Below are 22,638 nucleotides of genomic sequence, written 5' to 3'. Positions count from 1 at the left end.
CTGAATATGGAAGAAAAAATTAAAAACATATCTCTTTTTGAAAAAGAAGAATATTTAGTTATGGCATGCTCCGGAGCATGTGATCTTGGTAACATATCTGACATTGTTGCACGTAAACTGAAAAAAAATAAAATTTGCTCTATGAGTTGCTTGACTACAGTAGGAGCTGGAATCACTTCTTCTATAGAGTTTTTTAAGGCTCATAAAATTCTTATGCTTGATGGATGCTCTGTTGATTGTGGCAAAAAGATTCTGGGAAATTCAGGGATAACCAATTTTAAACACATTCGCATATCAGACTTGGGGTATGAGAAAGGGAAAACTCCAGTTACTGAAGAAATTATAAAACAGATTTACGAAAAAATTAAAGCTGTTAATTAACTTAATTCTGAGCAAAGTAAAAGAATCATTTTAGACACCCAATTAGTCCCTTGAAATTTATATTGACTACATTGGTCTTTATTTTCATAAAAATGCTGAATTTAGTTGTGTATATTTACATCTGTTCGTATATTTGCGAACAATAAATTATATAAAAATGAATGATAAAAAAGATTACACTCTTGAGCAAGAGCAGATTGCCCGATATGCAAAGGCATTGGGACATCCTGCCCGAATTTGTATATTGAATTTTCTGGCATCTCAGGAAAGCTGTTTTTTTGGAGACATTCACGAAGTATTGCCAATAGCAAAAGCTACTGTTTCACAACATTTAAGTGAACTAAAGAATGCGGGGCTTATCAAAGGAGAGATTGAAAGTCCGAAAGTTCGATATTGTATTGATAAAGAGAATTGGGAGATTGCTAAAAAAGTTTTAAATAAACTTTTTAACTCAATTAATCCTAAAGAAATATGTTGTTAGTATTTTTTTATCACCATTGTTCGTTGAATTGCGAATAAAAATCTGGATTATTAATCTAAAATTAAAAATGTATGAAAGTCTTAATCTTATGTACAGGGAATAGTTGCCGAAGCCAAATGGCACACGGTTTTTTACAATCATTCGACAAAGATCTGATTGTTCGTTCGGCGGGAACAGCCGCTGCAGGCAAACTCAATGCCGGAGCTGTGAAGGCTATGCAAGAAATTGGTATTGATATCAGCCACCATACATCCGATCCGGTAGAAATGTATTTAGGAGAGGAATGGGATTATGTAATAACGGTATGCGGCGGAGCCAATGAATCATGCCCTATGTTTACAGGTAAAGTCAACAGACGTCTGCATATTGGTTTTGATGACCCCTCTCACGCAACAGGCACTCCGGAGTTTATTGAAAGCGAATTCCGCAGGGTGCGCGACGAGATAAAGAACAGATTCTACGAATTCTACATTAAAGATATAAAGGGAGGAAAAATACCGACCTGCTCTTGTAGTGATCAAAATTAACAGACTTAAGTTAGAAATCATGGAAAAAAATCAAGGAATAGGATTTTTTGAACGCTACCTTACCCTATGGGTAGCAATATGTATTGTGGTAGGTATATTGATTGGTCAATACCTGCCCATTATCCCCGATACGCTAAGTAGATTCGAATATGCCAACGTATCGATTCCGGTTGCTATATTAATATGGCTGATGATCTATCCGATGATGCTCAAGGTAGATTTTCAAAGTGTAAAAAATGTAGGAAAGAGACCCAAGGGAATATTGATTACCTGCGTTACCAACTGGTTGATCAAACCTTTTACCATGTTTGGACTGGCTTGGTTTTTCTTTTACATCTTGTTCAAATCATTTATACCCGAAAATCTGGCGCACGAATACCTCGCTGGGGCAGTATTGCTTGGCGCCGCCCCTTGTACGGCTATGGTATTTGTATGGAGCTATCTGACTAAAGGGGATGCCGCATATACTCTGGTTCAAGTGGCAGTAAACGACCTTATTATTCTGGTTGCCTTTGCTCCGATAGTTGCCTTTCTGTTAGGGATCGGGGGGATTGTTATTCCCTGGGATACGTTGTTACTGTCGGTCGTATTGTTTGTTGTAATTCCTCTTGCAGCAGGCGTGTTAACTCGTATTTCTGTTATAAAAAAGAGAGGGTCAGATTATTTCAATAGCGTTTTTGTAAAGAAATTCGATAATTATACGATTTTGGGATTATTGCTCACCTTGATTATCCTCTTTTCGTTCCAGGGTGAAACAATAACCAACAACCCGTTACATATCTTATTGATTGCCATTCCTCTCATTATACAAACCATACTTATCTTCTTTGTTGCGTACGGATGGTCTAAAGCAGCACGTTTGTCGCACGACGTAGCTGCACCTGCGGGAATGATCGGAGCAAGTAATTTTTTTGAACTCGCTGTAGCAGTGGCCATATCTCTGTTCGGGCTACAATCCGGAGCAGCCTTAGTCACTGTCGTGGGAGTATTGGTAGAGGTCCCAGTCATGTTGCTGTTAGTAAAAATAGCCAATAATACCCGTGGATGGTTTCCTGCAAAATCTCTTTAAACGAACATATTAACTACAAGAATGGAGACTTTAATTTGTCTCCATTCTCTTGTAAATGCAAATATCATTTACATAAAATCCATATTTATGATACAACAATTTGCTGATTGGCTAGTATATGGCATCTTTGGACTTGATGCAAAAAGCCATTGGGGAAGTGCCGTTAATTTCTTCTTTTACGACACCATTAAAATAATTATCTTACTATTTCTTATCAGTATGCTGATGGGCATTATCAATGCTTATTTTCCCATCGACCGTTTACGTAAATTCCTTGCAACACGTAAATTGTATGGTTTACAATACTTTTTTGCTTCACTTTTTGGAGCCATTACTCCGTTTTGCTCCTGTTCATCCATTCCTTTATTCATCGGATTTGTTAAAGGAGGTATTCCTTTAGGCATCACCTTTGCATTCCTTATCACGTCACCTTTGGTAAACGAAGTAGCTATTGCTATGTTTTTGAGTGCATTTGGTATTAAAGCAACCTTAATTTATATGGTTAGTGGTATCGTATTAGGTATGGTTGGAGGATTTGTATTGGGAAAAATGAGATTGGCCCGCTATTTAAGCCCATGGGTAAAACAAGTACAGGCTGAATCGATGGTCGAGACAGAGAAGTGGGAAGCAGAGAGAATTCCTTTCTCTAAGCGCCTGCCTGTAATTACAAAGGATGCATGGAATATAGTAAGAGGGGTATTTCTTTACATTCTGATAGGAATTGCGATCGGTGCGGGAATGCATGGATTTGTTCCGGACGGTTTCTTTGAACAATTTCTTCAGAAGGATAATTGGTTTGCCGTCCCCTTAGCTGTAATTTTAGCAGTACCCATGTATGCAAATGCAGCTGGAATAGTTCCGGTAATTCAGGTTTTCGTAGCAAAAGGAGTTCCTATCGGCACAGCTATCGCCTTTATGATGGCTGTTGTGGGGCTATCTTTGCCAGAAGCGACACTATTAAAGAAGGTTATGACCTGGCGATTAATTGGAATATTTTTTGGAGTAGTATCTTTGTTTATCATCATTTCGGGATACTTATTCAACATCCTTTTATAGTAAAATCCGGCTGCAATAAACGTGTCGTGTAATTAATTTATTGCAGCCGGATCATTTATATTCTTTCTACTTCATATAAGACTAAAAGAATTCATATTTAGCAGAAGGGTTGAACCGCTTTAATGTTTCAAGTGTAACATCTTTGCCTACACGTACACCTTCATAGAAAAGCCTGTTGTCTATTGTCTTATATGCAAGGTCAGGATGGTTGTTGTCACGACTTAAATGACATAACCAGATGCTTTTCAATTCAGGAGTATAATTTGTTGCTAAAAATTCGGCCGCCTCTTGATTACTTAGATGACCTCTCGAACCAGCTACCCGCTCTTTCAAATATTCAGGATAAGGTCCGTACTTTAGCATTTCTTCGTCATAATTAGCCTCAATAATCAAATGATTGGCTTTTTTAATAAATTTAGCTACAACATCCGAAATGTGTCCCACATCCGAAGCAAAAGTAAAACGATGATTCCCAAAAACGATATGATAACCCACACAATCCGTACTATCATGAGGTATATCAAATGCAGTTATTGAAAAATTTCCAATGTGGAATTCCTCTTCCTTTCGAATAATTCTTTTTGAGTTCACCAGTTTCTCGTTAATATATCTGCATTTTGCAATTCCTTCGTGTACTTTTTGCGTTGAATATACCGGAATATGCAGCTTCTCTCCTAACACTCCGATAGTTCGAATATGATCGGCATGATCGTGTGTTACCAAAACTCCTGAAATACTGGAAAACTCTATATTATAATCATATAATATTTTACTGATTTTACGGTAGTCAATTCCAGCATCTACAAGAATTCCACATGTTGAAGTTCCCAGATAATAACAGTTTCCACTGCTCCCACTTGCTAGACTGAAGAATGTAAGTTTCATATGTTATTGTATAATAAAATTACTTAATGCACCCCAAGCAGTAATGGAGAGCTTATGCATCGCTCTGGTGCACGCAATGTAAAGTAAGCTTTGGTCCATTCGTGTATGAAAGTTCATTTTATTTACCTTAGGAACAATTACCTCGTCAAATTCCAATCCCTTTGCCATATGTGCAGTTGTAATAACAACACCGTTTACAAAAGCGGCGCTTTCCGATGTAAGAAGATAAAGCTGAGGTGTTACATTCTTCAACTGCTCATAGAGTTCACTTGCTTGTAATTGTGTTTTACAAACAATGCCCATGGATTTATTTGCCGACAAGAGAAACCCTTTAATAAGGTAGGCTATTTGACCGGCCTCTTCCTCTTCATTATCAAGCACAAATACACCAGGCTCTTCTCCATGTCTTTCTATAGCTATCAGTTCGTCGTTGGGGCAAATATGCTGGGCAAAGTTGGTAATCTCGTAAGTAGAGCGATAACTTTTACACAATTTCATTACATCCGCCCCCGAAAGAACCTTGGCAATCTCTTTAAATGAAGTTGATGTATAAGGATTTACAGACTGGCTTGCATCCCCAAGGATTGTTTTCTTACAAGGGAAAACTTTCGACAACACCTTATATTGGATTGGTGTGTAATCTTGCATCTCGTCGACAAGCAGATGTTTAACTTCGTTCATTACTTTGGGTCCGTCAAGAAGCATTTTAAGATAAAGCAAAGGCGCCAAGTCGGCATACTCCAGTATACTGCCTCTACGAATCTTGAATAGTCCAGGCCGTCCAAGCCAATCATAAAAAGCCTTGTATAATTTAATGTCGTTAGTTTCTTTAAACATTTTTCGAATGCCGGCTTTAAGCTTGTTAATTTCCGGTGCACGAAATTCAATTCCTGTAGTAAGCATAACTTCTTGTACGATATCTCTTGCAATAGCATCGAAACGTTGCCGGATAGGCAAGCGGTGGAAATTACGAAACTTCTCGTGGATGTATGAAGCCGGGATTGGAATTTTACCAATCAATACATCCGATGCTTCAAAGTAATTATTCTCGGTGTATACCACAAACTGCTCCAACCTGGAAATCAGTTCGTGAGTTGCTTTGAAATGTATCCGCTCAAGGTAATTTTGATCGGGATGCTCCAATATTTCGGTTACCTGCTCAAAAAAGGTTTGAAATTTATATTTTCCTTCCATCAACTTAGTAAGAAGTTCCTCAAAACCGCTTTCCATAATCTTTTCTTCACCCAGTTCAGGCAATACATTCGAAATATAATCTGCAAAGACTTTATTGGGAGAAATAATAAGTATCTCTTTCGACGTTATTTGTCCGGCAAACTTATAAAGCAAAAAAGCCACTCTATGAAGAGCAATAGAGGTTTTACCTGAACCGGCTACACCTTGAATTATCAATGATTGGGACTTATCGTTACGAATAATTTGATTCTGTTCCCGCTGAATAGTAGAAACAATGTTCTTCATCCGGTCGTCAGAGTTATTACTCAACTCTTTCTGCAGTACTTCATCATGGATATTCAACGAACTTTCCAGCATAAATTCCATTACACTCTTTCGGATACGATACTGCCTTTTTAATTGAATCATGCCCGAAACCATGCCCGAAGGGGCTTCAAATTGAGCCTGACCAAGTTCATAGTCGTAAAACATGGATGAAATCGGTGCCCGCCAGTCGTGAATCAAATTCTGATTCAGTTCTGTATCAAAAAAAGAGTGTATTCCTATATAGATAGGAACCTGTTTATTTGCCTGATTTTCCTGAAAATCGATACGCCCGAAATAAGGCGAGTCAATAAGTTTACTGATGCGTTTCTTTTTAGCCACAACAGATTCACCGGATACAACCGATTGAGTAACCGATTCTCTAACGGCATTCTTCTCGGCATGATCCAACTCTGCAGCATTTTCCCACAAGTAAGTTTTAAAATCCAAAATTTCTTTGGATTGATTACTAATAATTGAGTCTATTCCATTAAGAGTATGCTCAAGATTAGATATGATCTGCTTTAAGTATAGTTTCTCGTTTTCTTCTGTTTGATTAAAAATCATCTTGCTGTTCATTTAAATTATTTTGCGCATTTAACACAAAGGATACTTTCTGGCCTAACTAATATTCTACCTAAAGGAGAAACAATAAAAACCATATACTCTGCCTCCCAAAACCATAGCAGAATCGGAGTGTAAAAGTAAAGAAGTAAACCTATAACAGGTTTATTGCTCTAAAACCAGCGGACAATGAAGGATTTTCCCTGACAACAGAATCTTGTCAGGGCGGGGTTAATTTAGCAAGATGTGTAGGAATGTTCTGTTTCATAAACGATGGCAAATATACGGAAAAATAAAAAAAATTACTACCTTTGCACCTCATTAATAAAAAAAATGCTTTTGTGATAAATACAACAAAGCTTACTCCGCCCTGATTCATTTTCAAATCCGACTTATTTTTTTGTTGGTATCATTAGTGCTACAGCTAAAAGGCTGCTATTAATTTTATTGCCATTCAGTTAGTATTTTTCTGAATCGTAAGTTTATTGTGTCTAATTTATACAAGCTTCAAGTTTCACACCGTCCATATTAAAATTATATTCGAATGAAAGAAATAATAAATTTATTTAAACTGTCGAAAGAGACAGATTACAAAACCGAAATTCTATCGGGGATTACAGTTGCCCTGGCCCTTGTGCCTGAAGCTATTGCATTTGCAATGATAGCCGGATTTTCACCACTTACAGGATTGTATGCGGCTTTTATGATTGGCTTGGTTGCTTCACTTCTTGGCGGACGTCCGGGTATGATTTCAGGCGCAACTGGTGCCATAGCCGTTATTTTTATAGGTTTAATAACAGAACTTCGCATATTGTTTCCTGATATCAACAATACCGGTATTCTGCAGTATGTGTTTGCCACAGTAATATTGGCTGGGATATTTCAAATATTGGCCGGGATATTTAAATTAGGTAAATTTATCAGGTTGGTACCTCATTCTGTAATGTTCGGTTTTGTAAACGGGCTTGCCATTATTATATTCTTAGCTCAGTTACCCACTATTACTCACGTTATTGAGTCGCATCCTGCGCTTTCATCCCTTTTATCCTTTGAAGGCTCATTTTCATTTAGTGAGCTAACCCCCGGTTTGCAAGAACTAGGTATTATGATCGGTTTAATATTGCTAACTATGCTTATTATATGGAAACTCCCCAGTTTAACTACAAAGATTCCAGCGTCACTAGTTGCTATTCTGATAGTCTCAGCCATAACAATCGGACTGGGATTAAGCACAACTACAGTAGCTGATACCCTTAGTGAAGGAGAAAGTTTAAAGGCAACATTCCCTCCGCTCACTATTCCTCAAATACCTTTAAGCTGGGATACACTTATGCTAATAATGCCTTTTTCAATCATTATGGCCGGAGTTGGCCTTATTGAGAGTTTGCTTACATTAAATCTTATTGATGAGATTACAGAAAGCCGTGGCAACAGCAATAAGGAGTGTATTGCACAAGGAACAGCAAATATATTTTCGGGACTATTCTCTGGAATGGGCGGTTGCGCCATGATTGGTCAAAGTTTAATTAATATTTCTTCCGGAGCAAGAACCCGAATAGCCGGATTTGTTGCGTCTGTAATGCTGCTAGTATTTATCATGTTTGGATCTGGATTTATAGAAAGACTTCCGATGCCAGCTCTTGTCGGTGTTATGTTCATGGTCTCTATCGGAACATTTGAGTGGGCTAGTCTGCGTATTTTTAATAAGATGCCACTCTCTGATGTTCTGGTAATGGTATTAGTAACAGCGATTACGGTAATCACACACAATCTTGCCGTGGCCGTACTAACTGGTGTAATCTTATCGGCACTATTCTATGCTTGGGAGAATGCCAAACGAATTCGCACTAGAAAGTATATTGATGCGTATGGAATTAAGCATTATGAAATATACGGACCTCTGTTTTTTGCTTCTACCAACGTATTTATGGACAAGTTTGATATAGCAGGCGATCCTAAAGAGGTGATTATTGATTTTAAAGAAAGCAGAATAGTTGATATGTCTGCTATTGAAACTCTAAACACACTCACTATGCGTTATAGCAATGCTGGTAAAACAATTCATCTCAGACATTTGAGCGAAGACTGTAAAAGGCTGCTTAACAATGCCGATGCCCTAATAGATGTCAATGTTTTAGAAGACCCTACATACAAAGTAGTTACAGATAAAATGAATCTTGTTGAACGTAATTAACAAGATGGATAATAAACAATAACTTTATGGAGTTTTGAATCCCCTTATTAATTCAATTTTGATGTATGAATCTAGAATTAAATAAGGGGATTCAAATTTTATTTACCTACAAACTCATTAGCCTTCTGAATGGCTTCATTTATGTTGGAACAAATATTATCGTCTCCAATCTTATCGGTGAAGCCCGATTTAGTAAGAACTCCATGCACTTGCTGATTTACTCCAGAAAGGATGATGTGTATATGTTCTTTCTGAGATAAACGGAACAAGCTTTCCAGGTTATGTAATCCGGTTGAATCCATGAAGGGCACTTTGCGCATCCTGATAATACGGACTTTCGGTTTATCCCCGATAACCTTCATACTTTCGTCGAATTTATTGGCTATTCCAAAAAAGAACGGACCATCAATTTCATATACCTCAACACCTGTAGGAAGCACAAGAACACTGTCGTCGTGCATAATCTCGCCTTCATCCGACAGATCCACCACCTCTTTGGAAACCGAAACCTTCGTTGTTTCTGCCACACGGCGCATAAACAAAAGCATGGCAATTAACATTCCTATCTCAATAGCAATAGTCAGGTCGAATATAACTGTCAGGAAAAAGGTGGTAAGCAATACCGCCACATCACTTTTAGGATTTTTCATCAGCGAACGGAAAGTACGCCATTCACTCATGTTATAGGAAACAATGATAAGCACACCTGCCAGACATGCCATGGGAATATGTTTGGTAAGCGGACCTAGAAACAACAGGATAAGCAGTAATACGATAGCATGAACAATACCGGCTATTGGCGAACGGCCTCCATTGTTGATATTCGTCATAGTCCGTGCTATAGCTCCGGTTACAGGAATACCGCCAAAAATTGGCACTACAATATTGGCTGCACCCTGAGCAATCAATTCTGTATTGGAATTATGCTTATCGCCAGTCACCCCATCGGCAACGGTTGCGGAAAGCAACGATTCGATTGCACCTAAAATAGCTATGGTAAAGGCCGAAGGAAGCAACCGGTTGATAGTTTCCATCGAAAAAGTGATTTTCTCGGGTGCGGGCAGCGAGGCATTGATGGTGAATCGGTCGCCAATAGTTTCGATGCCCGTAATTCCTGCAAAATTCTTCATGGCATAAACAATAATCGTTACTACGACAATGGCGACCAGCGAACCTGGAATCTTCTTCGAGAAACGGGGTGTAAATACAATGATAAGGATACTTATCACACCTATTAGAAAAGGCCAGATATTAAATGACCCGAAATGTTCGAAATAGACAATCCATTTGGATATAAAATCGGCCGGAACTTTCTCTATTGACAACCCAAACAGATCTTTCATCTGTGTAGTAAAAATCGTCAGCGCAATACCGCTGGTAAATCCCACAACAATAGGATAAGGAATAAATTTGATAACGGTCCCAAGTTTAAGAACCCCCATCAGGACAAGTAAGATCCCTGCTATGACAGTCGCAATTGCCAGCCCTTCTATTCCAAAATTCTGAATAATACCATAAACAATTACGATAAACGCTCCGGTTGGTCCGCCGATCTGAACGGAACTACCTCCTAAAAAAGAAACAATAAAACCACCGATGATCGCTGTAACTAAACCTTTTTCGGGGCTAACACCAGATGCTATACCAAAAGCGATAGCAAGAGGCAGGGCCACAATCCCTACAATAATTCCGGCCATCAGGTCGGCCATAAACTTTTCTTTCGAATAATTTTCCAGCACAGCCAATAGCTTGGGCCGAAAATCAAACCTACTTTTCATTCTTTTTGCCTGTTAATTGATGATGCTGCAAAGGTATGAATAAAAACAACACGATGCCCCTAATGGGTTATTCATTAGCCATCAACTACATCCATAGTAAAGAAAGGTTAAACAAAACAAGCAGCATGCTTGTTAAAACACTTGAATCAATCAAGTAAGCCTTTCTTGTACATTTAAATGTTTACGATCTCTTTTTGTGAGAAAGAATTCAATCTAAATTTCCTCAGGGAGGTTGTACCTATCGATTTTTTTTTTACATTTGGGCTTGAAAGATTCAAAACCGGTATTCTCGCATTAATATTACATATATAATTTATCATTATGGAAAAAAGTATTAAAGGTACAGAAACCGAAAAGAACTTACTTAAATCGTTTGCCGGAGAATCTCAGGCAAGAAGTCGTTACACATTCTTCGCCAGCAAGGCAAAAAAAGAAGGATTCGAACAAATTGCAGCTGTTTTTGCTGAAACTGCAGAACAAGAAAAAGAGCATGCTGAACGTTTCTTCAAATTTTTAGAAGGTGGCATGGTTGAAATCACAGCCTCTTATCCTGCCGGTATCATCGGTACAACAGCCGACAACCTCGCAGCTGCTGCAGCTGGTGAAAACGAAGAGTGGACAGAACTGTATCCTGCATTTGCCGATATCGCAGAACAGGAAGGATTTAAAGCTGTTGCTGTTGCATTCCGCCAGATTGCCAAAGTAGAAGCCGAACACGAAGCCCGTTACCGCAAATTGTTAGCCAACGTAACTGAAGGCAAAGTTTTCGAAAAAGACGAAGAAATTATGTGGCAATGCCGTAACTGCGGTTGGACATTCAAGGGTAAAAAAGCACCTAAGACTTGTCCGGCTTGCGAACATGCACAATCTTACTTCGAGCCCATGAAGCAAAACTATTAATTGTTCTTTTCAACAGAAAAATCCCCCCTCAGGTGCTTACTTCGCTTGAGGGGGGATATTTATTTTATTACTCTTCGTCGGAAATTGCAATCTTATCAGGATAGTCCAGCGTATAATGCAATCCGCGGCTCTCCTTCCTTTCCATGGCCTGTCTGATTACAAGATAAGCCGTATTGATAATGTTACGTAACTCACACAACTCTTTCGACACCACCGAACGCAAAAACAGACTTTCAGTCTCTTTATACAGAATGTCCAACCGGTCGAAAGCTCTTTTCAAACGGATGTTAGAGCGGATGATACCTACATAGGTGGCCATAATCTGCTGAACCTCCTTTGCACTTTGGGTAATCAGCACCATCTCTTCCGTAAGCGAAGTTCCCTCGTCGTTCCATACAGGAATGGACTCATTGAAGTTATACCCGCTAATATGTTCCATGGCATGCTTGGCTGATGCATCCGCATAGACCACAGCTTCAATCAAAGAATTGGAAGCTAACCTGTTGGCCCCGTGCAATCCGGTGCAGGAACATTCTCCGGCAGCATACAACCGTTTGATTGACGATTGCCCGTTCAGGTCGACCTGTATACCTCCGCACAGGTAATGGGCAGCCGGTGCAACAGGAATATAATCTTTGGTTATATCTAAGCCCAGACTCATACATTTCTCATAAATCGTAGGGAAATGTTTTTTCGTTTCCTCGGGATCTTTGTGGGTCACATCCAGATAGACATGATCATCCCCCCGGTTTTTCATCTCCGTATCGATGGCACGGGCTACGATGTCGCGCGGGGCAAGTTCAAGTCGGCTGTCATATTTATACATAAACTCCTTACCATCCATCGTACGAAGTTTGGCACCATACCCACGCATAGCCTCGGTAATAAGAAAAGAGGGACGATCGCCCGGATTAAATAAAGCAGTGGGATGAAACTGAACAAACTCCATATCCTTAACTGTACCCTTGGCCCGGTATACCATGGCAATACCATCACCTGTGGCAACCAGCGGATTGGTGGTGGTAAGATATACATTCCCAATACCACCCGTGGCAATCAACGTTACTTTTGAAAGGAAGGTATCCACCTTGCGCGTACGTTCGTTCAGGATATATGCCCCGTAGCACTCCACATCGGGAGTCTGACGCGTCACCTCCATTCCCAGATGGTGCTGGGTAAGAATCTCTACCGCAAAATGATGGTCAAAGATTTTAATATTGGGGTGACTCTTCAACGCAAGAATAAGACTCTCCTGTATTTCGGCACCTGTATTATCCTTGTGATGCAGAATCCGGAACTCGGAATGTCCACCTTCACGATGCAGGTCGAAATCTCCCGAAGCGGTCTTGTCAAACTTAACACCCCATTCTATCAACTCTTTTATCTGAGCAGGAGCCTCTTTCACCACCTTCTCGACAGCAGCCCGGTCGCAATGCCCATCGCCGGCAATCAGTGTATCCTGAATATGCTTTTCGAAATCGTCAATGGGGTTGGTTACAGATGCTACACCTCCCTGGGCGTAATAGGTATTCGCTTCCTGTAAAGAGGTCTTGCAAATAAGGGCAACCGAACCCTTGTTGGCTACTTTCAGAGCGAAACTCATCCCGGCAATACCGGAACCAATAACTAAGTAATCGAATCTTTTTACCATCATTCTCTGATTTTAGACTGACAAAGTTAGGAATTTCCTTTGCTATTCAGCCTATTTTAAAAATCTTTCGTACTTGCGCCTCTATTTTAATCGGGCCAGCAGCTTATTCAATCCTCAAGAATAGGTATATTTGCGTCTTTCTAATTAAACCGGATAAAAAATGAATAAACGTAATAAACTATATCTCAGCCTGCTGATCTTCACACTTGTATCCATATTCAGCTCCTGCGGCAAAGAGGAAGAGCAGTTAGTAGAAGATGTAAACAACAAACAATACCCGGAGAACAGCTGGATCGAAAGAACCATGCGCAGTAAATATTACTGGTACAATGAGATACCCGAGGTCGGATCCTTGAAATTTGATGCTGACGCTGAAACATTCTTCAAATCCTTGTTATCGACTAAAGACGGAAAAGAGGGATATTTTTATTCTTACATCGAAAGTACCACCCCGGTTACACGTAGCATCTATCAGACCACCTACAGTTACGGATTCGACTATACGCTGTACAAAATGAGCAATACGGAATTCGTGGCACATATCCTGTATGTGGCCCCCGATTCGCCTGCTTCCCAAGCCGGAATCAAACGGGGCGACTGGATTGTAACCATGGACGGAGCTTACATTACGGAACAAAACTACAAAACACTGTATGGAGGAAAATCCATGGAACTGCAACTGGCTGTCTACAATCCGGTGTCTGATAAACTGGACCTCGGGAAGAAGGTGCAGATCGATACGGCCCGCGAGATTGTTGACAACCCTGTTTACTTTAACAAAGTGATTGATTGGGGAGGCCGCAAAGTGGGCTATCTGGTGTACAACCATTTCTCTTCCGGAAAAACAGACAATGATAAATCTTTCGATAAGGATATGCTTGCCCGTTTCAAGGATTTCAAAACAGCGGGTGTCAATGAGTTTGTACTCGACCTGCGATACAACAACGGCGGGTCGCTATCCTGCGCACAGTTGCTCAGCACCATGCTGGCTCCCCAATCCGCTTTAGGGAAAACCATGTGTACACTCGAATACAATGATAAACAACGTCCGCAAAATATAAACATAGCTCTTAATTCCTCGCTCATCGCCGATGGCGCAAACCTGAATCTGCAAACGTTGTATGTATTGGTAACCGAAACTTCGGCCTCGGCCTCCGAATTGGTAATAAACAGTTTAAAACCCTACATGAACGTGGTAATTATTGGTATGCAGACCGAAGGAAAGAATGTAGGTTCGGAAACTTATACCGATGATGCATACGATTGGAAACTACATCCCATTGTTTGTAAACTGTTTAATTCGCAGAACAAATCGGATTACGAAAAGGGCTTTACACCCGACTATAAGCTGGATGAGGCCACCGAACTGGATCAATTTCTTGAATTCGGCAACACCAACGAGTTGTTGCTAAATGCGGCACTCCGTATTATTGACGGAAGTTATACCCAGGCTACAACGAAATCGGCAATCTCCTTCACGCAGAATCTGCAGAAAGTTTCCGGATCATTGGATCGGAAGGCAACCCCAGGAGTGGTTATCGATATAGAAACCGGACAAGAATAAATAAAGAAAGGCATCCTGAAGAATCATGGATGCCTTTCTTTTTACCGACTGGTGTTTGTTATTTATTCCACCATACTTTCGTGTCTAACTGATCGCCCCCTTGTTGAGCAACAGCCTTTTGGTATTGAGCCGAATTAAGCTGTACCTCGTTGTTGGGATATAACAACCGGGATGGAACAGACGAAATACCGATTGGTTCGAAGGTTTTGGTAACAGGCTGACCGTTTACAGTTCCTTTCCAAACAATATCTCCGGCTTTGATCAGGAAATTTGGATATCCGGTACGTCGATATTCGGCCCAGCCTTCGTTGCCCTGCATGAATAGAGCCACCCATTTCTGAGTCAGCACCGTCTCCTGTGAAGCAGGGGGAGCCGACTGAAGGTAGGAATCTACAGCCGTATTGGATATACCCCACTTCTGCATGGAAGCACGAATCCCGTTCAGGTAGTGCTGCTGATCCCAATTCTTGTATTCGGACAAGATGAACTGCACTTCGGCATACTCCATCAATACCTCCTTATAGTCACTTTTGTAAAAGGCTGCACCCGGTTTGCTTACGGAATCGGGACTCACCAAACTGGCTGTAAACATATCCATCCCATAGTACTGGCCCACATAGTTTCCTTTGCTGTTAGGTTGTGCATACACGCTCAGACGCGGGTCCTGAACCGGAAATACCGCCTTCTTACCCTGTAGAAAATCTACAAACACATTACTTACAGCATAGTCGTTTCGGTTTGCCAAAGTCGTGGCTTTGTAAAACGGAGCCTGGTTGGGGGCATTGGTTTCGAAAGCCAGCAATGCATTGTCGTCGTTGCTTTCAAAAATAGGATACTGTGCCGGATTAGCCAGAATCTCCTTTATCCGGTTGTCTGCCTCATTCAGCTTATTCCGTACACGGTTTGCGATACGAAGACTTAGTGAATTGGCAAACTTTTTCCATTTCAGGGCATTACCTTTATATATGGCATCACCGCTTGCAAATGCGGAAGAACCCGTATTCAGTTGGTCCGAAGCCTCTTTCAGCTCTTTCAGTAAATCCGCATAGATCAATTCCTGTTTGGCATACTGGGCATAAATCACACCCTGATCCGCTTTACCGGCATCAAATGTGGCATTGGATCCGCCAAAAGAACTGTAAGGGATATCACCCCAGGTATCGGTCATCACCTGATAGGTAAACACCTTCAGGATACGTGCAACGGCAATCTGGTTGTTGTTATCGCCGTTCTGGGCAGCCTGAGCTTTAGTGGCTTCGTCTACATTAAGCCTGATAATTTCATCCAGGTTGCTCTGCGCCAGGTATAGATTCTTCCATGAATCATTCCCGTTGGAACTGATCCAGTAATAGCGGTCGGCATCCGTATAGGTATTATTCGCCAACCATTGCACATAGAGGTCGGAACGACCGATCGACAGGTTGGTGGAACGTATCTCATCTACGATGCTTCTCTCCACATAAGCAATTAAACTTTGGGTAGGCACCTTCTCCGGACTGTTCGGATTCTTGTTAATTGCTTCAAAGTCGGAGCAGGAAGCCAAAAATACCAACAAGCCCGACACTATCCAATTTAGACTATTATTTCGTTTCATTTCGCTGATCATTTTTATAGTTAAAACTTAGCACTGATATTGAATCCGTAAGTAATCGGAGAAGGAATGTTACCGCCATCCAGCCCCTGAATATTACCGGAGCTCTGGGTAAAGTCGGGATCAAAATTCTTATTAGCCTTCCAGATTGTCCACACATTGTTGGCAAAAACGGAGAATCTCACATCCTTCACAGCCGTATCACCCAGACGAGGAACGGTATATCCTGCCGTAATCTCCCTCAGTTTCACGTAATCCGACTTAAACACATTCTGCGCCTGCACCCCGCTGCTATGCGAGCGCCCCCATTCGAAGGCCGATACGTTCTTATCGTTAGGGCGGGTGTTTGTAACCGTATAGCTTCCATCCGCATTATAGGCAACCGTACCCTGAACACCCTCCAACACCAATCCATTCTCGCGGATACCATTGGCGGCAGTTTCCTCCAGTGTTCCGGAATACATACCGTATTGTTGGGTGATGGAATAGAAGTATCCCCCTTTGCGAACGTCAATCAAGAATCCTGCGTCGAAGTTTTTATACCGGAAACTATTCCGCACTCCTCCCAGCCAATCGGGCAGCACACTTCCCAAGCCTTCTGTCTGAGCCGTTTTCGCATATACGCCATTGGCGGCAACCACCTTATTCCCTTCGCTGTCGAATACATAATTGTAACCCATCAGCTCGCCGTAAGGCTTCCCAACGGTAGCATGCAGCGCCACAAACGATGAAGCAATCTGCAATGTTTTCAGCTGGTCGTTCAGTTTTTCCACCTTGTTGTTGTTTTTCGACCAGTTGAAAGTAGCCTCCCACTGGAAATTTGCTGTCTGCACAGGTACCACATTGAGCACCACCTCAAGCCCTTTGTTGCTGATCTCTCCGGCATTCATCCACTGACTTGTATATCCGCTCGAAGCAGCCAAAGGCACCTGCATAATCTGGTTTTTGGTCAGGTTATTGTAATAGGTAAGATCCAGTCCTACGCGGTTATTCAACAATTTAAGCTCGATACCCGCCTCCACAGAATTGGTAAGTTCCGGTTTCAGATGCGCATTGTTCAATATTATATCCAGTCCGTAGTTGGGAACCCCGCCAAAGGAGCTGTTCTTGTACTCGTAGGTACGCGACAAGCTGTAGGGATCCGTATCGTTACCCACCTGGGCCCATCCCAGACGAACCTTACCGAAGTTAAGCCACGAAACAGCTTTCACTGGTTCGAGTTCGGTAAAGATAAAACTGCCCGAGAAAGAGGGATAGAAGTACGAATTCTCGTTGGCAGGCAAGGTGGAAGACCAGTCGTTACGGAAAGTCGCATCGGCAAACAAGATACTTTTCCATCCCAGCGAAACATTGCCCAGCAGCGAACGGATCTCTTTCCGATAGGTCTTATCCGTAGTAAGCACACTGGTAGCGTTGCTCAGGTTATAATATTCGGGGATAATAAGTCCCCCCTGCGTTTCGCCGTTATTGATATTGCGACGCTGGTGCATCAGGTTGGTCCCGATAAAAGCATTTAAAGTAAAGTTTTTAAAAGCCGTATTATAGTGAAGCATAGCCTCGTAGTTGAACTCCTGGAACCGCTGCACCTTCTCGCTGTACATGGATGTTGTACGAGAATAGACCGCGATACGATCTTCCACCGAATAGGTGTACACGTCGCCATGCACCTTGGCCGTAGCTTTCAATCCCTTGGCAATGTTCCATTCTACGCCCGCATTTCCATACACACGGTCGCGGTTCTCGTCGGAATAACTGGTATACGAAGCCCAGTAGGGATTATCTATATATTTGGCCTTCAGGTTATCCCACGAGGTAACGTTCCAAAGTCGTTGCGATCCGTCCGGACGTTTATAGTTAGACAACTCCTTGTAATCCACCTGATTCTGTCCCCACGAGTAAGCCTGGGTAATCACATTCCGGTTGGAAGTACCTGTCCACGGACGACCAACCACCCCGGTATTCATATAATTTACGGAAGACGAGAAGATAAAGTTCTTATGTTTCAGGCTACCGCTTGCACTGAGATTGTTACGGGAAAGCTTTGAATTAGGAGTGGTTCCCGTTGCCGTACGGTTGGTATACGATACGCGGTAATTTGCAATCTCATTTCCTCCGCGAACCGAAATATTGTTATCGAAAGCCACACCCGTCTTAAAATAATACATCAAGTCGTGCTCCGGATATTTCCATTCGGTAGTCTTCAGATAACGGGCCTCATCTTCCGGATAAAGGTTTTCCCACGAAAGTACCTGCTGACCGCTGAATTTAGGTCCCCAACTCTCGTCGATGGCATAGGCAGGCACATTGTAACTCTGTCCGTTTATAACAACCTGGTTGAAAGTCTGCTGATTGCTGGCGCCCCCTCCGTACAATTTCTGCATGGGAGCAAAGCTGCTTCTAAGCTGGTTTTCCAGACTGATACCCGTACTCAACGATATCTCTGTCTTATTCTTATTGGTGCCCTTCTTGGTTGTAATCAATATCACCCCGTTGTTCGCCCGCGAACCATATAAAGCAGTTGCCGAGGCTCCCTTAAGAACCGACATACTTTCTATATCGTCCGGATTGATATCGGCAGCCGTATTACCATAATCCTTTTCGCCATACCCTATAGCCGTAGTGGTGCTACCCAACTGCGTATTGTCGATTGGCGTACCATCTATTACGTACAAAGGCTGGTTGTTTCCCAATACCGAACTCACCCCGCGAACCAACACACGGCTGGATCCACCCAAAGCACCTCCGGCGGAGATAATCTGCAAACCTGCCACCTTTCCTGAAAGCAACCCGATGGCATTGGTCTGACGCGATTTGGTCAGCTCCTCACCCTTTACATCCTGTACCGCATAGCTCAGGGCCTTCTTCTCTCTGGATATACCCAAGGCAGTAACCACCACCTCGTCTATATTGATCAGATCGGGCAACAGCACGAACCTTAACTCCTTTCCTGCTGCAGCAGGAAGTTCCTGCGATTTGTAACCCAGTGAAGAGGCTACAAGAATAGCCTCCGCAGTAGGCAGACTGATTGAAAACTGTCCGTTGCCGTCGGTAACCACCCCGTTGGTTTTTCCTTTCTCATACACTGTGACGAAAGGAAAAGGGGTATTGTCTTCTCCGTTGATCACCTGTCCTTTTACAGTAATCTGCGCACCCGCCTTCACCAGGATAAACAGTGAGAGAACAAGGAACAGCGCTTTTCTGATGAATTCTTTGTTTCGCATTATGGTAACTTTTTTAATTAATTCATTTAATGCGACAAAATTATGCCGAACAACATGTTTAGGAAATACCATACCTATGGTATATTTATAAATTGTAATTCTCGATAAAAAGAGTTAATATTGCAGTCATCTTACAATACTTTAAAACCATAATTAAATTAAACATGAAGTACAATGTTGCCATAATAGGGGGAGGTCCCGCAGGCTATACAGCAGCCGAAAAAGCTGCAGCTCAGGGCCTTTCTGTCGTCCTATTTGAAAAAAATGCTTTAGGAGGCGTATGTCTCAACGAAGGATGTGTGCCCACGAAGACACTTCTTTACTCGGCCAAGGTATATGATACACTGAAACATGCATCCAAATACGGCATATCGGCCGATGCCTTCTCGTTCGACATGGACAAGATCATAGCCCGAAAAAATAAAATTGTAAAAAAGCTGACCGGAGGCATCAAGCTGAAAATGAAAGAACATCACGTGGAGGTGATACAGGGCGAAGCCTGCATCCGGGGCTGTGGGGCCGACGGAACTATCACCATCACCTGTGCCGACGATACCTTCGAGGCGGAGAACCTGCTGATATGCACCGGGTCCGAAACAGTTATACCCCCCATCCCCGGCTTGGCCGAGGCTCCCTTCTGGACCAACAGAGAGGCGCTGCAAAGCAAGGAACTTCCCTCATCGCTGGTAATTATAGGCGGAGGCGTTATCGGGATGGAATTTGCCTCCTTCTTCAACAGTATGGGTACAGAGGTGCATGTTATCGAGATGATGGACGAAATACTGGGAGGTATGGATCGCGAGATATCGGCCATGCTGCGGGCGGAATACACGAAGAAAGGGGTTAAGTTTCAGCTGGGAACCACGGTTACGGCCATACACGGCAACACGGTGGAGGTTTCAAAAGACGGAGCTGTAAGCACCGTTACTGCCGAAAAGATACTAGTAAGCGTAGGCAGGCGTCCGGTTAGCAAAGGATTCGGACTGGAAACACTGGAACTGGAGATGAACCGGGCTGGTATTAAGGTAAATGCCTTTATGCAGACTTCGCGCCCCAATATATATGCCTGCGGAGACATAACCGGCTTTTCGCTTCTGGCGCATACAGCTGTAAGCGAAGCCGAACTGGCAATCAAACATATCCTGGGTAAGGCGCCGCAGGGCATCAACTATCTTACAGTTCCGGGGGTGGTCTATACCAATCCGGAGGTTGCCGGAGTCGGTAAAACAGAAGAACAACTGCAGCAAGAGGGTGTTGCCTATACGAGCCGTAAACTACCTATGGCCTTTTCGGGCAGGTTTGTTGCAGAAAACGAACAAGGAAACGGACTGTGTAAAATATTGCTGTCGGCAGACGGCACCATCCTGGGCGCCCATCTGCTGGGCAACCCAGCATCCGAACTTATCGTCAACCTGGGTATAGCCATTGAAAAGAACATGACGGCCCGGGAACTTAATTCCATGGTTTTTCCGCATCCAACGGTGGGAGAAATCATAAAGGAGACTTTATTTACATAGAAATAGCTACCTTTGTACCCAAATAAAACGTAATAGTGAGTACATTGGTAACCATACAAGCTAGCGGAACCCACGGATTTGAAGGATTTGTGGGTATCCGTCTCTGGGACGGACAACTGATCAACGATGTAATGTTTGCATTACTTCTTGTTCAGTTGTCAGTTTTTGCCATTGTGTACCGTAATTATATCCGTCACTTTATTAAGATGACAAAAGATGTGTTTCTGGTTAAAGAGCGCCACAGTCTCTTTACACAAACCGTCTCCAACGATGTTTTTTACAGAAACTTCATGATTTACCAGGCACTTTTATTGTGCTCGCTTGCCATCTACGCCATCGGCCGGTCGTACGGATACGTATCCGGGTTAAACGAAACGCAGACTCTGCTCACCATCGCAGGTCTGTTTGGCGTATCCTTCCTTTTTTATCAGTTCAAGCAATTCATCTATTTCATTATGGGTGTCATAATGGACGACCACTTCAAATACAAGCTGTGGAAAACAAGTTATAACGCCATCATCGGTTTATGGGGTGTTGTTTTATATTTGCCTGTTTTATGGCTCTCTTTCGTAGAAACCTATACGGCTACCCCCACAATATTGTTCATTATTAGCTATATTTTGTGTCGATTTGCAATTATTTACAAAACGATACGGATATTTTACAAGAAAAAAAGCGATTTATTCTACTTAAGTTTGTACCTTTGCGCCCAAGAAATTTTACCTCTGGTATTTTTGTACGAAGGTTTAACTTATTTGTATAACTTTATCGAGACAAGTACTTTATGGCATTGAAAATAAAAAAAGTATTGGTGTCACAACCCAAGCCTGCAACCGAGAAATCTCCGTATTTCGATATAGCAGAGAAATTTGGAGTGGAAATAGATTTCCGCCCATTTTTTAAAGTAGAACCGTTAACTTCCAAAGAGTTCAGACAACAGAAAATCTCCATTTTGGATCATACAGCCGTGGTGTTTACATCGAGGCATGCTATCAATCACTTCTTCCACCTGTGCGAAGAGCTGAGGGTTGCCATTCCGGAGACGATGAAATACTTCTGTGTTACGGAAGCAATTGCAGTTTACCTGCAAAAATACATTGTATACAGAAAGCGCAAGATCTTTTTCGGTCAGACCGGAAAAGTGGAAGATCTGGCCGTTGTTATAGGTAAACATCCCAAGGAAAAATACCTGATACCTGTATCCGATATACACAAGGAAGATTTGATTTCGTTGCTTGAAGCAAAGAAAATCAGCTACACCAAAGCGGTTATGTACAGAACAGTAAGCAACGATTTTGAGGATAACGAGAAATTCGATTACGATATGCTGGTATTCTTCAGCCCGTCCGGAATCTCTTCTTTATTGAAGAACTTCCCCAACTTCGAGCAGAAAGATATCAAGATCGGATGTTTCGGACCTACAACCGCTAAAGCAATCAAAGATGCCGGTTTAAGGCTGGATATGGAAGCTCCCACGCCGGAGGCTCCCTCCATCACAGCTGCCCTGGAAATATACCTGAAAAAGCAGCAGTCCGAAAAAGGATGATAGACAGAAGGCATACTCTTTCAAAAGAAGAACGGCTTTCGTGGAAACGTCACATTGATTTGTTGTTTGCCGAAGGCCGTTCTTTTATATCTTTCCCCCTTCGGGTAGTATATCTTCCGGTAGAAGAAAAGGAACTCCCGTCGAGGGTAGCCATCATGGCCAGTGTACCCAAAAAGAAATTCAAACGGGCCAACAAGCGGAACCTTATTAAAAGGC

18 protein-coding genes are annotated in these 22,638 nt (G+C 42.2%); 12 read left to right on the top strand and 6 right to left on the bottom strand.

Features of this window, described 5'->3' with window-relative positions; translation table 11 throughout:
* Positions 1–6: 6 nt before the first annotated feature.
* The 5 genes from AB7E53_RS07645 to AB7E53_RS07625 all read left to right on the top strand — a co-directional run bounded on the left by AB7E53_RS07645 (position 7) and on the right by AB7E53_RS07625 (position 3,514).
* Positions 7–381: a putative zinc-binding protein gene (locus tag AB7E53_RS07645; RefSeq protein ID WP_446775016.1), complete on the top strand. Its 375-nt coding sequence runs from the start codon at positions 7–9 to the stop codon at positions 379–381.
* Between the two features lie 157 nt (positions 382–538).
* A complete protein-coding gene (locus AB7E53_RS07640; protein ID WP_446775014.1) occupies positions 539–862 on the top strand; it encodes an ArsR/SmtB family transcription factor in 324 nt (107 codons plus the stop codon).
* A gap of 71 nt (positions 863–933) precedes the next feature.
* The gene (locus AB7E53_RS07635) at positions 934–1,389 is read left to right on the top strand and encodes an arsenate reductase ArsC (protein ID WP_446775012.1); all 456 of its coding nucleotides are present in this window, start codon (positions 934–936) and stop codon (positions 1,387–1,389) included.
* 19 nt (positions 1,390–1,408) lie between these two features.
* On the top strand, positions 1,409–2,458 hold the full coding sequence (gene arsB, locus AB7E53_RS07630; protein ID WP_446775010.1) for an ACR3 family arsenite efflux transporter: 1,050 nt from the start codon (positions 1,409–1,411) through the stop codon (positions 2,456–2,458).
* Positions 2,459–2,545: 87 nt separating this feature from the next.
* The gene (locus AB7E53_RS07625; protein ID WP_446775008.1) at positions 2,546–3,514 is read left to right on the top strand and encodes a permease; all 969 of its coding nucleotides are present in this window, start codon (positions 2,546–2,548) and stop codon (positions 3,512–3,514) included.
* Between the two features lie 81 nt (positions 3,515–3,595).
* Here AB7E53_RS07625 and AB7E53_RS07620 read toward each other — a convergent pair whose 3' ends face one another.
* Together AB7E53_RS07620 and AB7E53_RS07615 are read right to left on the bottom strand one after the other, a co-directional pair.
* Positions 3,596–4,399 carry an MBL fold metallo-hydrolase gene (locus tag AB7E53_RS07620; protein ID WP_446775006.1) on the bottom strand — a complete coding sequence of 268 codons (804 nt, stop codon included), beginning with the start codon at positions 4,397–4,399 and terminating at the stop codon, positions 3,596–3,598.
* A gap of 3 nt (positions 4,400–4,402) precedes the next feature.
* Positions 4,403–6,463 (bottom strand): HelD family protein, encoded by a 2,061-nt coding sequence (locus AB7E53_RS07615; protein WP_446775004.1) that lies wholly within the window; start codon positions 6,461–6,463, stop codon positions 4,403–4,405.
* 541 nt (positions 6,464–7,004) lie between these two features.
* Here AB7E53_RS07615 and AB7E53_RS07610 point away from each other — a divergent pair.
* The gene (locus AB7E53_RS07610) at positions 7,005–8,654 is read left to right on the top strand and encodes a SulP family inorganic anion transporter (protein WP_446775002.1); all 1,650 of its coding nucleotides are present in this window, start codon (positions 7,005–7,007) and stop codon (positions 8,652–8,654) included.
* Between the two features lie 98 nt (positions 8,655–8,752).
* Here the strand turns inward: AB7E53_RS07610 and AB7E53_RS07605 are convergent, their stop codons facing one another.
* Positions 8,753–10,432, bottom strand: a complete 1,680-nt coding sequence (locus AB7E53_RS07605; protein WP_446775000.1) for a SulP family inorganic anion transporter — start codon at positions 10,430–10,432, stop codon at positions 8,753–8,755.
* Between the two features lie 321 nt (positions 10,433–10,753).
* Here AB7E53_RS07605 and rbr point away from each other — a divergent pair, with 321 nt between their 5' ends.
* Complete coding sequence (gene rbr / locus AB7E53_RS07600; RefSeq protein WP_068186557.1) at positions 10,754–11,332, top strand: rubrerythrin; 579 nt, start codon at positions 10,754–10,756, stop codon at positions 11,330–11,332.
* A gap of 67 nt (positions 11,333–11,399) precedes the next feature.
* Here rbr and nadB read toward each other — a convergent pair whose 3' ends face one another.
* Positions 11,400–12,983 carry an L-aspartate oxidase gene (nadB, locus tag AB7E53_RS07595; protein WP_068186607.1) on the bottom strand — a complete coding sequence of 528 codons (1,584 nt, stop codon included), beginning with the start codon at positions 12,981–12,983 and terminating at the stop codon, positions 11,400–11,402.
* 160 nt (positions 12,984–13,143) lie between these two features.
* Here nadB and AB7E53_RS07590 point away from each other — a divergent pair, with 160 nt between their 5' ends.
* Positions 13,144–14,547, top strand: coding sequence for a S41 family peptidase (locus tag AB7E53_RS07590; protein ID WP_446774999.1), 1,404 nt, complete (start codon positions 13,144–13,146; stop codon positions 14,545–14,547).
* 58 nt (positions 14,548–14,605) lie between these two features.
* On the opposite strand, the gene AB7E53_RS07585 is transcribed toward AB7E53_RS07590, so the two are convergent.
* Positions 14,606–16,141, bottom strand: a complete 1,536-nt coding sequence (locus AB7E53_RS07585; protein ID WP_446774997.1) for a SusD/RagB family nutrient-binding outer membrane lipoprotein — start codon at positions 16,139–16,141, stop codon at positions 14,606–14,608.
* Between the two features lie 20 nt (positions 16,142–16,161).
* Complete coding sequence (locus AB7E53_RS07580) at positions 16,162–19,359, bottom strand: SusC/RagA family TonB-linked outer membrane protein (RefSeq protein WP_446774995.1); 3,198 nt, start codon at positions 19,357–19,359, stop codon at positions 16,162–16,164.
* 164 nt (positions 19,360–19,523) lie between these two features.
* Here AB7E53_RS07580 and lpdA point away from each other — a divergent pair, with 164 nt between their 5' ends.
* The 4 genes from lpdA to AB7E53_RS07560 all read left to right on the top strand — a co-directional run.
* Positions 19,524–20,876 carry a dihydrolipoyl dehydrogenase gene (lpdA, locus tag AB7E53_RS07575; RefSeq protein ID WP_446774993.1) on the top strand — a complete coding sequence of 451 codons (1,353 nt, stop codon included), beginning with the start codon at positions 19,524–19,526 and terminating at the stop codon, positions 20,874–20,876.
* 35 nt (positions 20,877–20,911) lie between these two features.
* Complete coding sequence (locus AB7E53_RS07570) at positions 20,912–21,670, top strand: DUF4271 domain-containing protein (RefSeq protein ID WP_446774992.1); 759 nt, start codon at positions 20,912–20,914, stop codon at positions 21,668–21,670.
* Positions 21,667–22,422, top strand: coding sequence for a uroporphyrinogen-III synthase (locus AB7E53_RS07565; protein WP_446775034.1), 756 nt, complete (start codon positions 21,667–21,669; stop codon positions 22,420–22,422). Before AB7E53_RS07570 ends, AB7E53_RS07565 begins: the two co-directional genes overlap by 4 nt.
* A partial coding sequence (locus AB7E53_RS07560) for a ribonuclease P protein component (RefSeq protein ID WP_446774990.1) occupies positions 22,419–22,638 on the top strand: 220 nt, incomplete at its 3' end. The genes AB7E53_RS07565 and AB7E53_RS07560, both read left to right, overlap by 4 nt.

It is taken from the genome of Macellibacteroides sp. (assembly GCF_050251695.1).
Lineage (GTDB): Bacteria > Bacteroidota > Bacteroidia > Bacteroidales > Tannerellaceae > Macellibacteroides > Macellibacteroides fermentans.
Note: the sequence above shows the minus strand (reverse complement) of the source record. Positions and strands in the feature narration are given on the sequence as shown.

What these genes read in the sequence shown, in the direction of transcription:
- AB7E53_RS07645 (WP_446775016.1), top strand. Translation starts at nt 7, where the DNA reads ATGGAAGAAAAAATTAAAAACATATCTCTTTTTGAAAAAGAAGAATAT.
- AB7E53_RS07640 (WP_446775014.1), top strand. Translation starts at nt 539, where the DNA reads ATGAATGATAAAAAAGATTACACTCTTGAGCAAGAGCAGATTGCCCGA.
- AB7E53_RS07635 (WP_446775012.1), top strand. Translation starts at nt 934, where the DNA reads ATGAAAGTCTTAATCTTATGTACAGGGAATAGTTGCCGAAGCCAAATG.
- arsB (WP_446775010.1), top strand. Translation starts at nt 1,409, where the DNA reads ATGGAAAAAAATCAAGGAATAGGATTTTTTGAACGCTACCTTACCCTA.
- AB7E53_RS07625 (WP_446775008.1), top strand. Translation starts at nt 2,546, where the DNA reads ATGATACAACAATTTGCTGATTGGCTAGTATATGGCATCTTTGGACTT.
- AB7E53_RS07620 (WP_446775006.1), bottom strand. Translation starts at nt 4,399, where the DNA reads ATGAAACTTACATTCTTCAGTCTAGCAAGTGGGAGCAGTGGAAACTGT.
- AB7E53_RS07615 (WP_446775004.1), bottom strand. Translation starts at nt 6,463, where the DNA reads ATGATTTTTAATCAAACAGAAGAAAACGAGAAACTATACTTAAAGCAG.
- AB7E53_RS07610 (WP_446775002.1), top strand. Translation starts at nt 7,005, where the DNA reads ATGAAAGAAATAATAAATTTATTTAAACTGTCGAAAGAGACAGATTAC.
- AB7E53_RS07605 (WP_446775000.1), bottom strand. Translation starts at nt 10,432, where the DNA reads ATGAAAAGTAGGTTTGATTTTCGGCCCAAGCTATTGGCTGTGCTGGAA.
- rbr (WP_068186557.1), top strand. Translation starts at nt 10,754, where the DNA reads ATGGAAAAAAGTATTAAAGGTACAGAAACCGAAAAGAACTTACTTAAA.
- nadB (WP_068186607.1), bottom strand. Translation starts at nt 12,983, where the DNA reads ATGGTAAAAAGATTCGATTACTTAGTTATTGGTTCCGGTATTGCCGGG.
- AB7E53_RS07590 (WP_446774999.1), top strand. Translation starts at nt 13,144, where the DNA reads ATGAATAAACGTAATAAACTATATCTCAGCCTGCTGATCTTCACACTT.
- AB7E53_RS07585 (WP_446774997.1), bottom strand. Translation starts at nt 16,141, where the DNA reads ATGAAACGAAATAATAGTCTAAATTGGATAGTGTCGGGCTTGTTGGTA.
- AB7E53_RS07580 (WP_446774995.1), bottom strand. Translation starts at nt 19,359, where the DNA reads ATGCGAAACAAAGAATTCATCAGAAAAGCGCTGTTCCTTGTTCTCTCA.
- lpdA (WP_446774993.1), top strand. Translation starts at nt 19,524, where the DNA reads ATGAAGTACAATGTTGCCATAATAGGGGGAGGTCCCGCAGGCTATACA.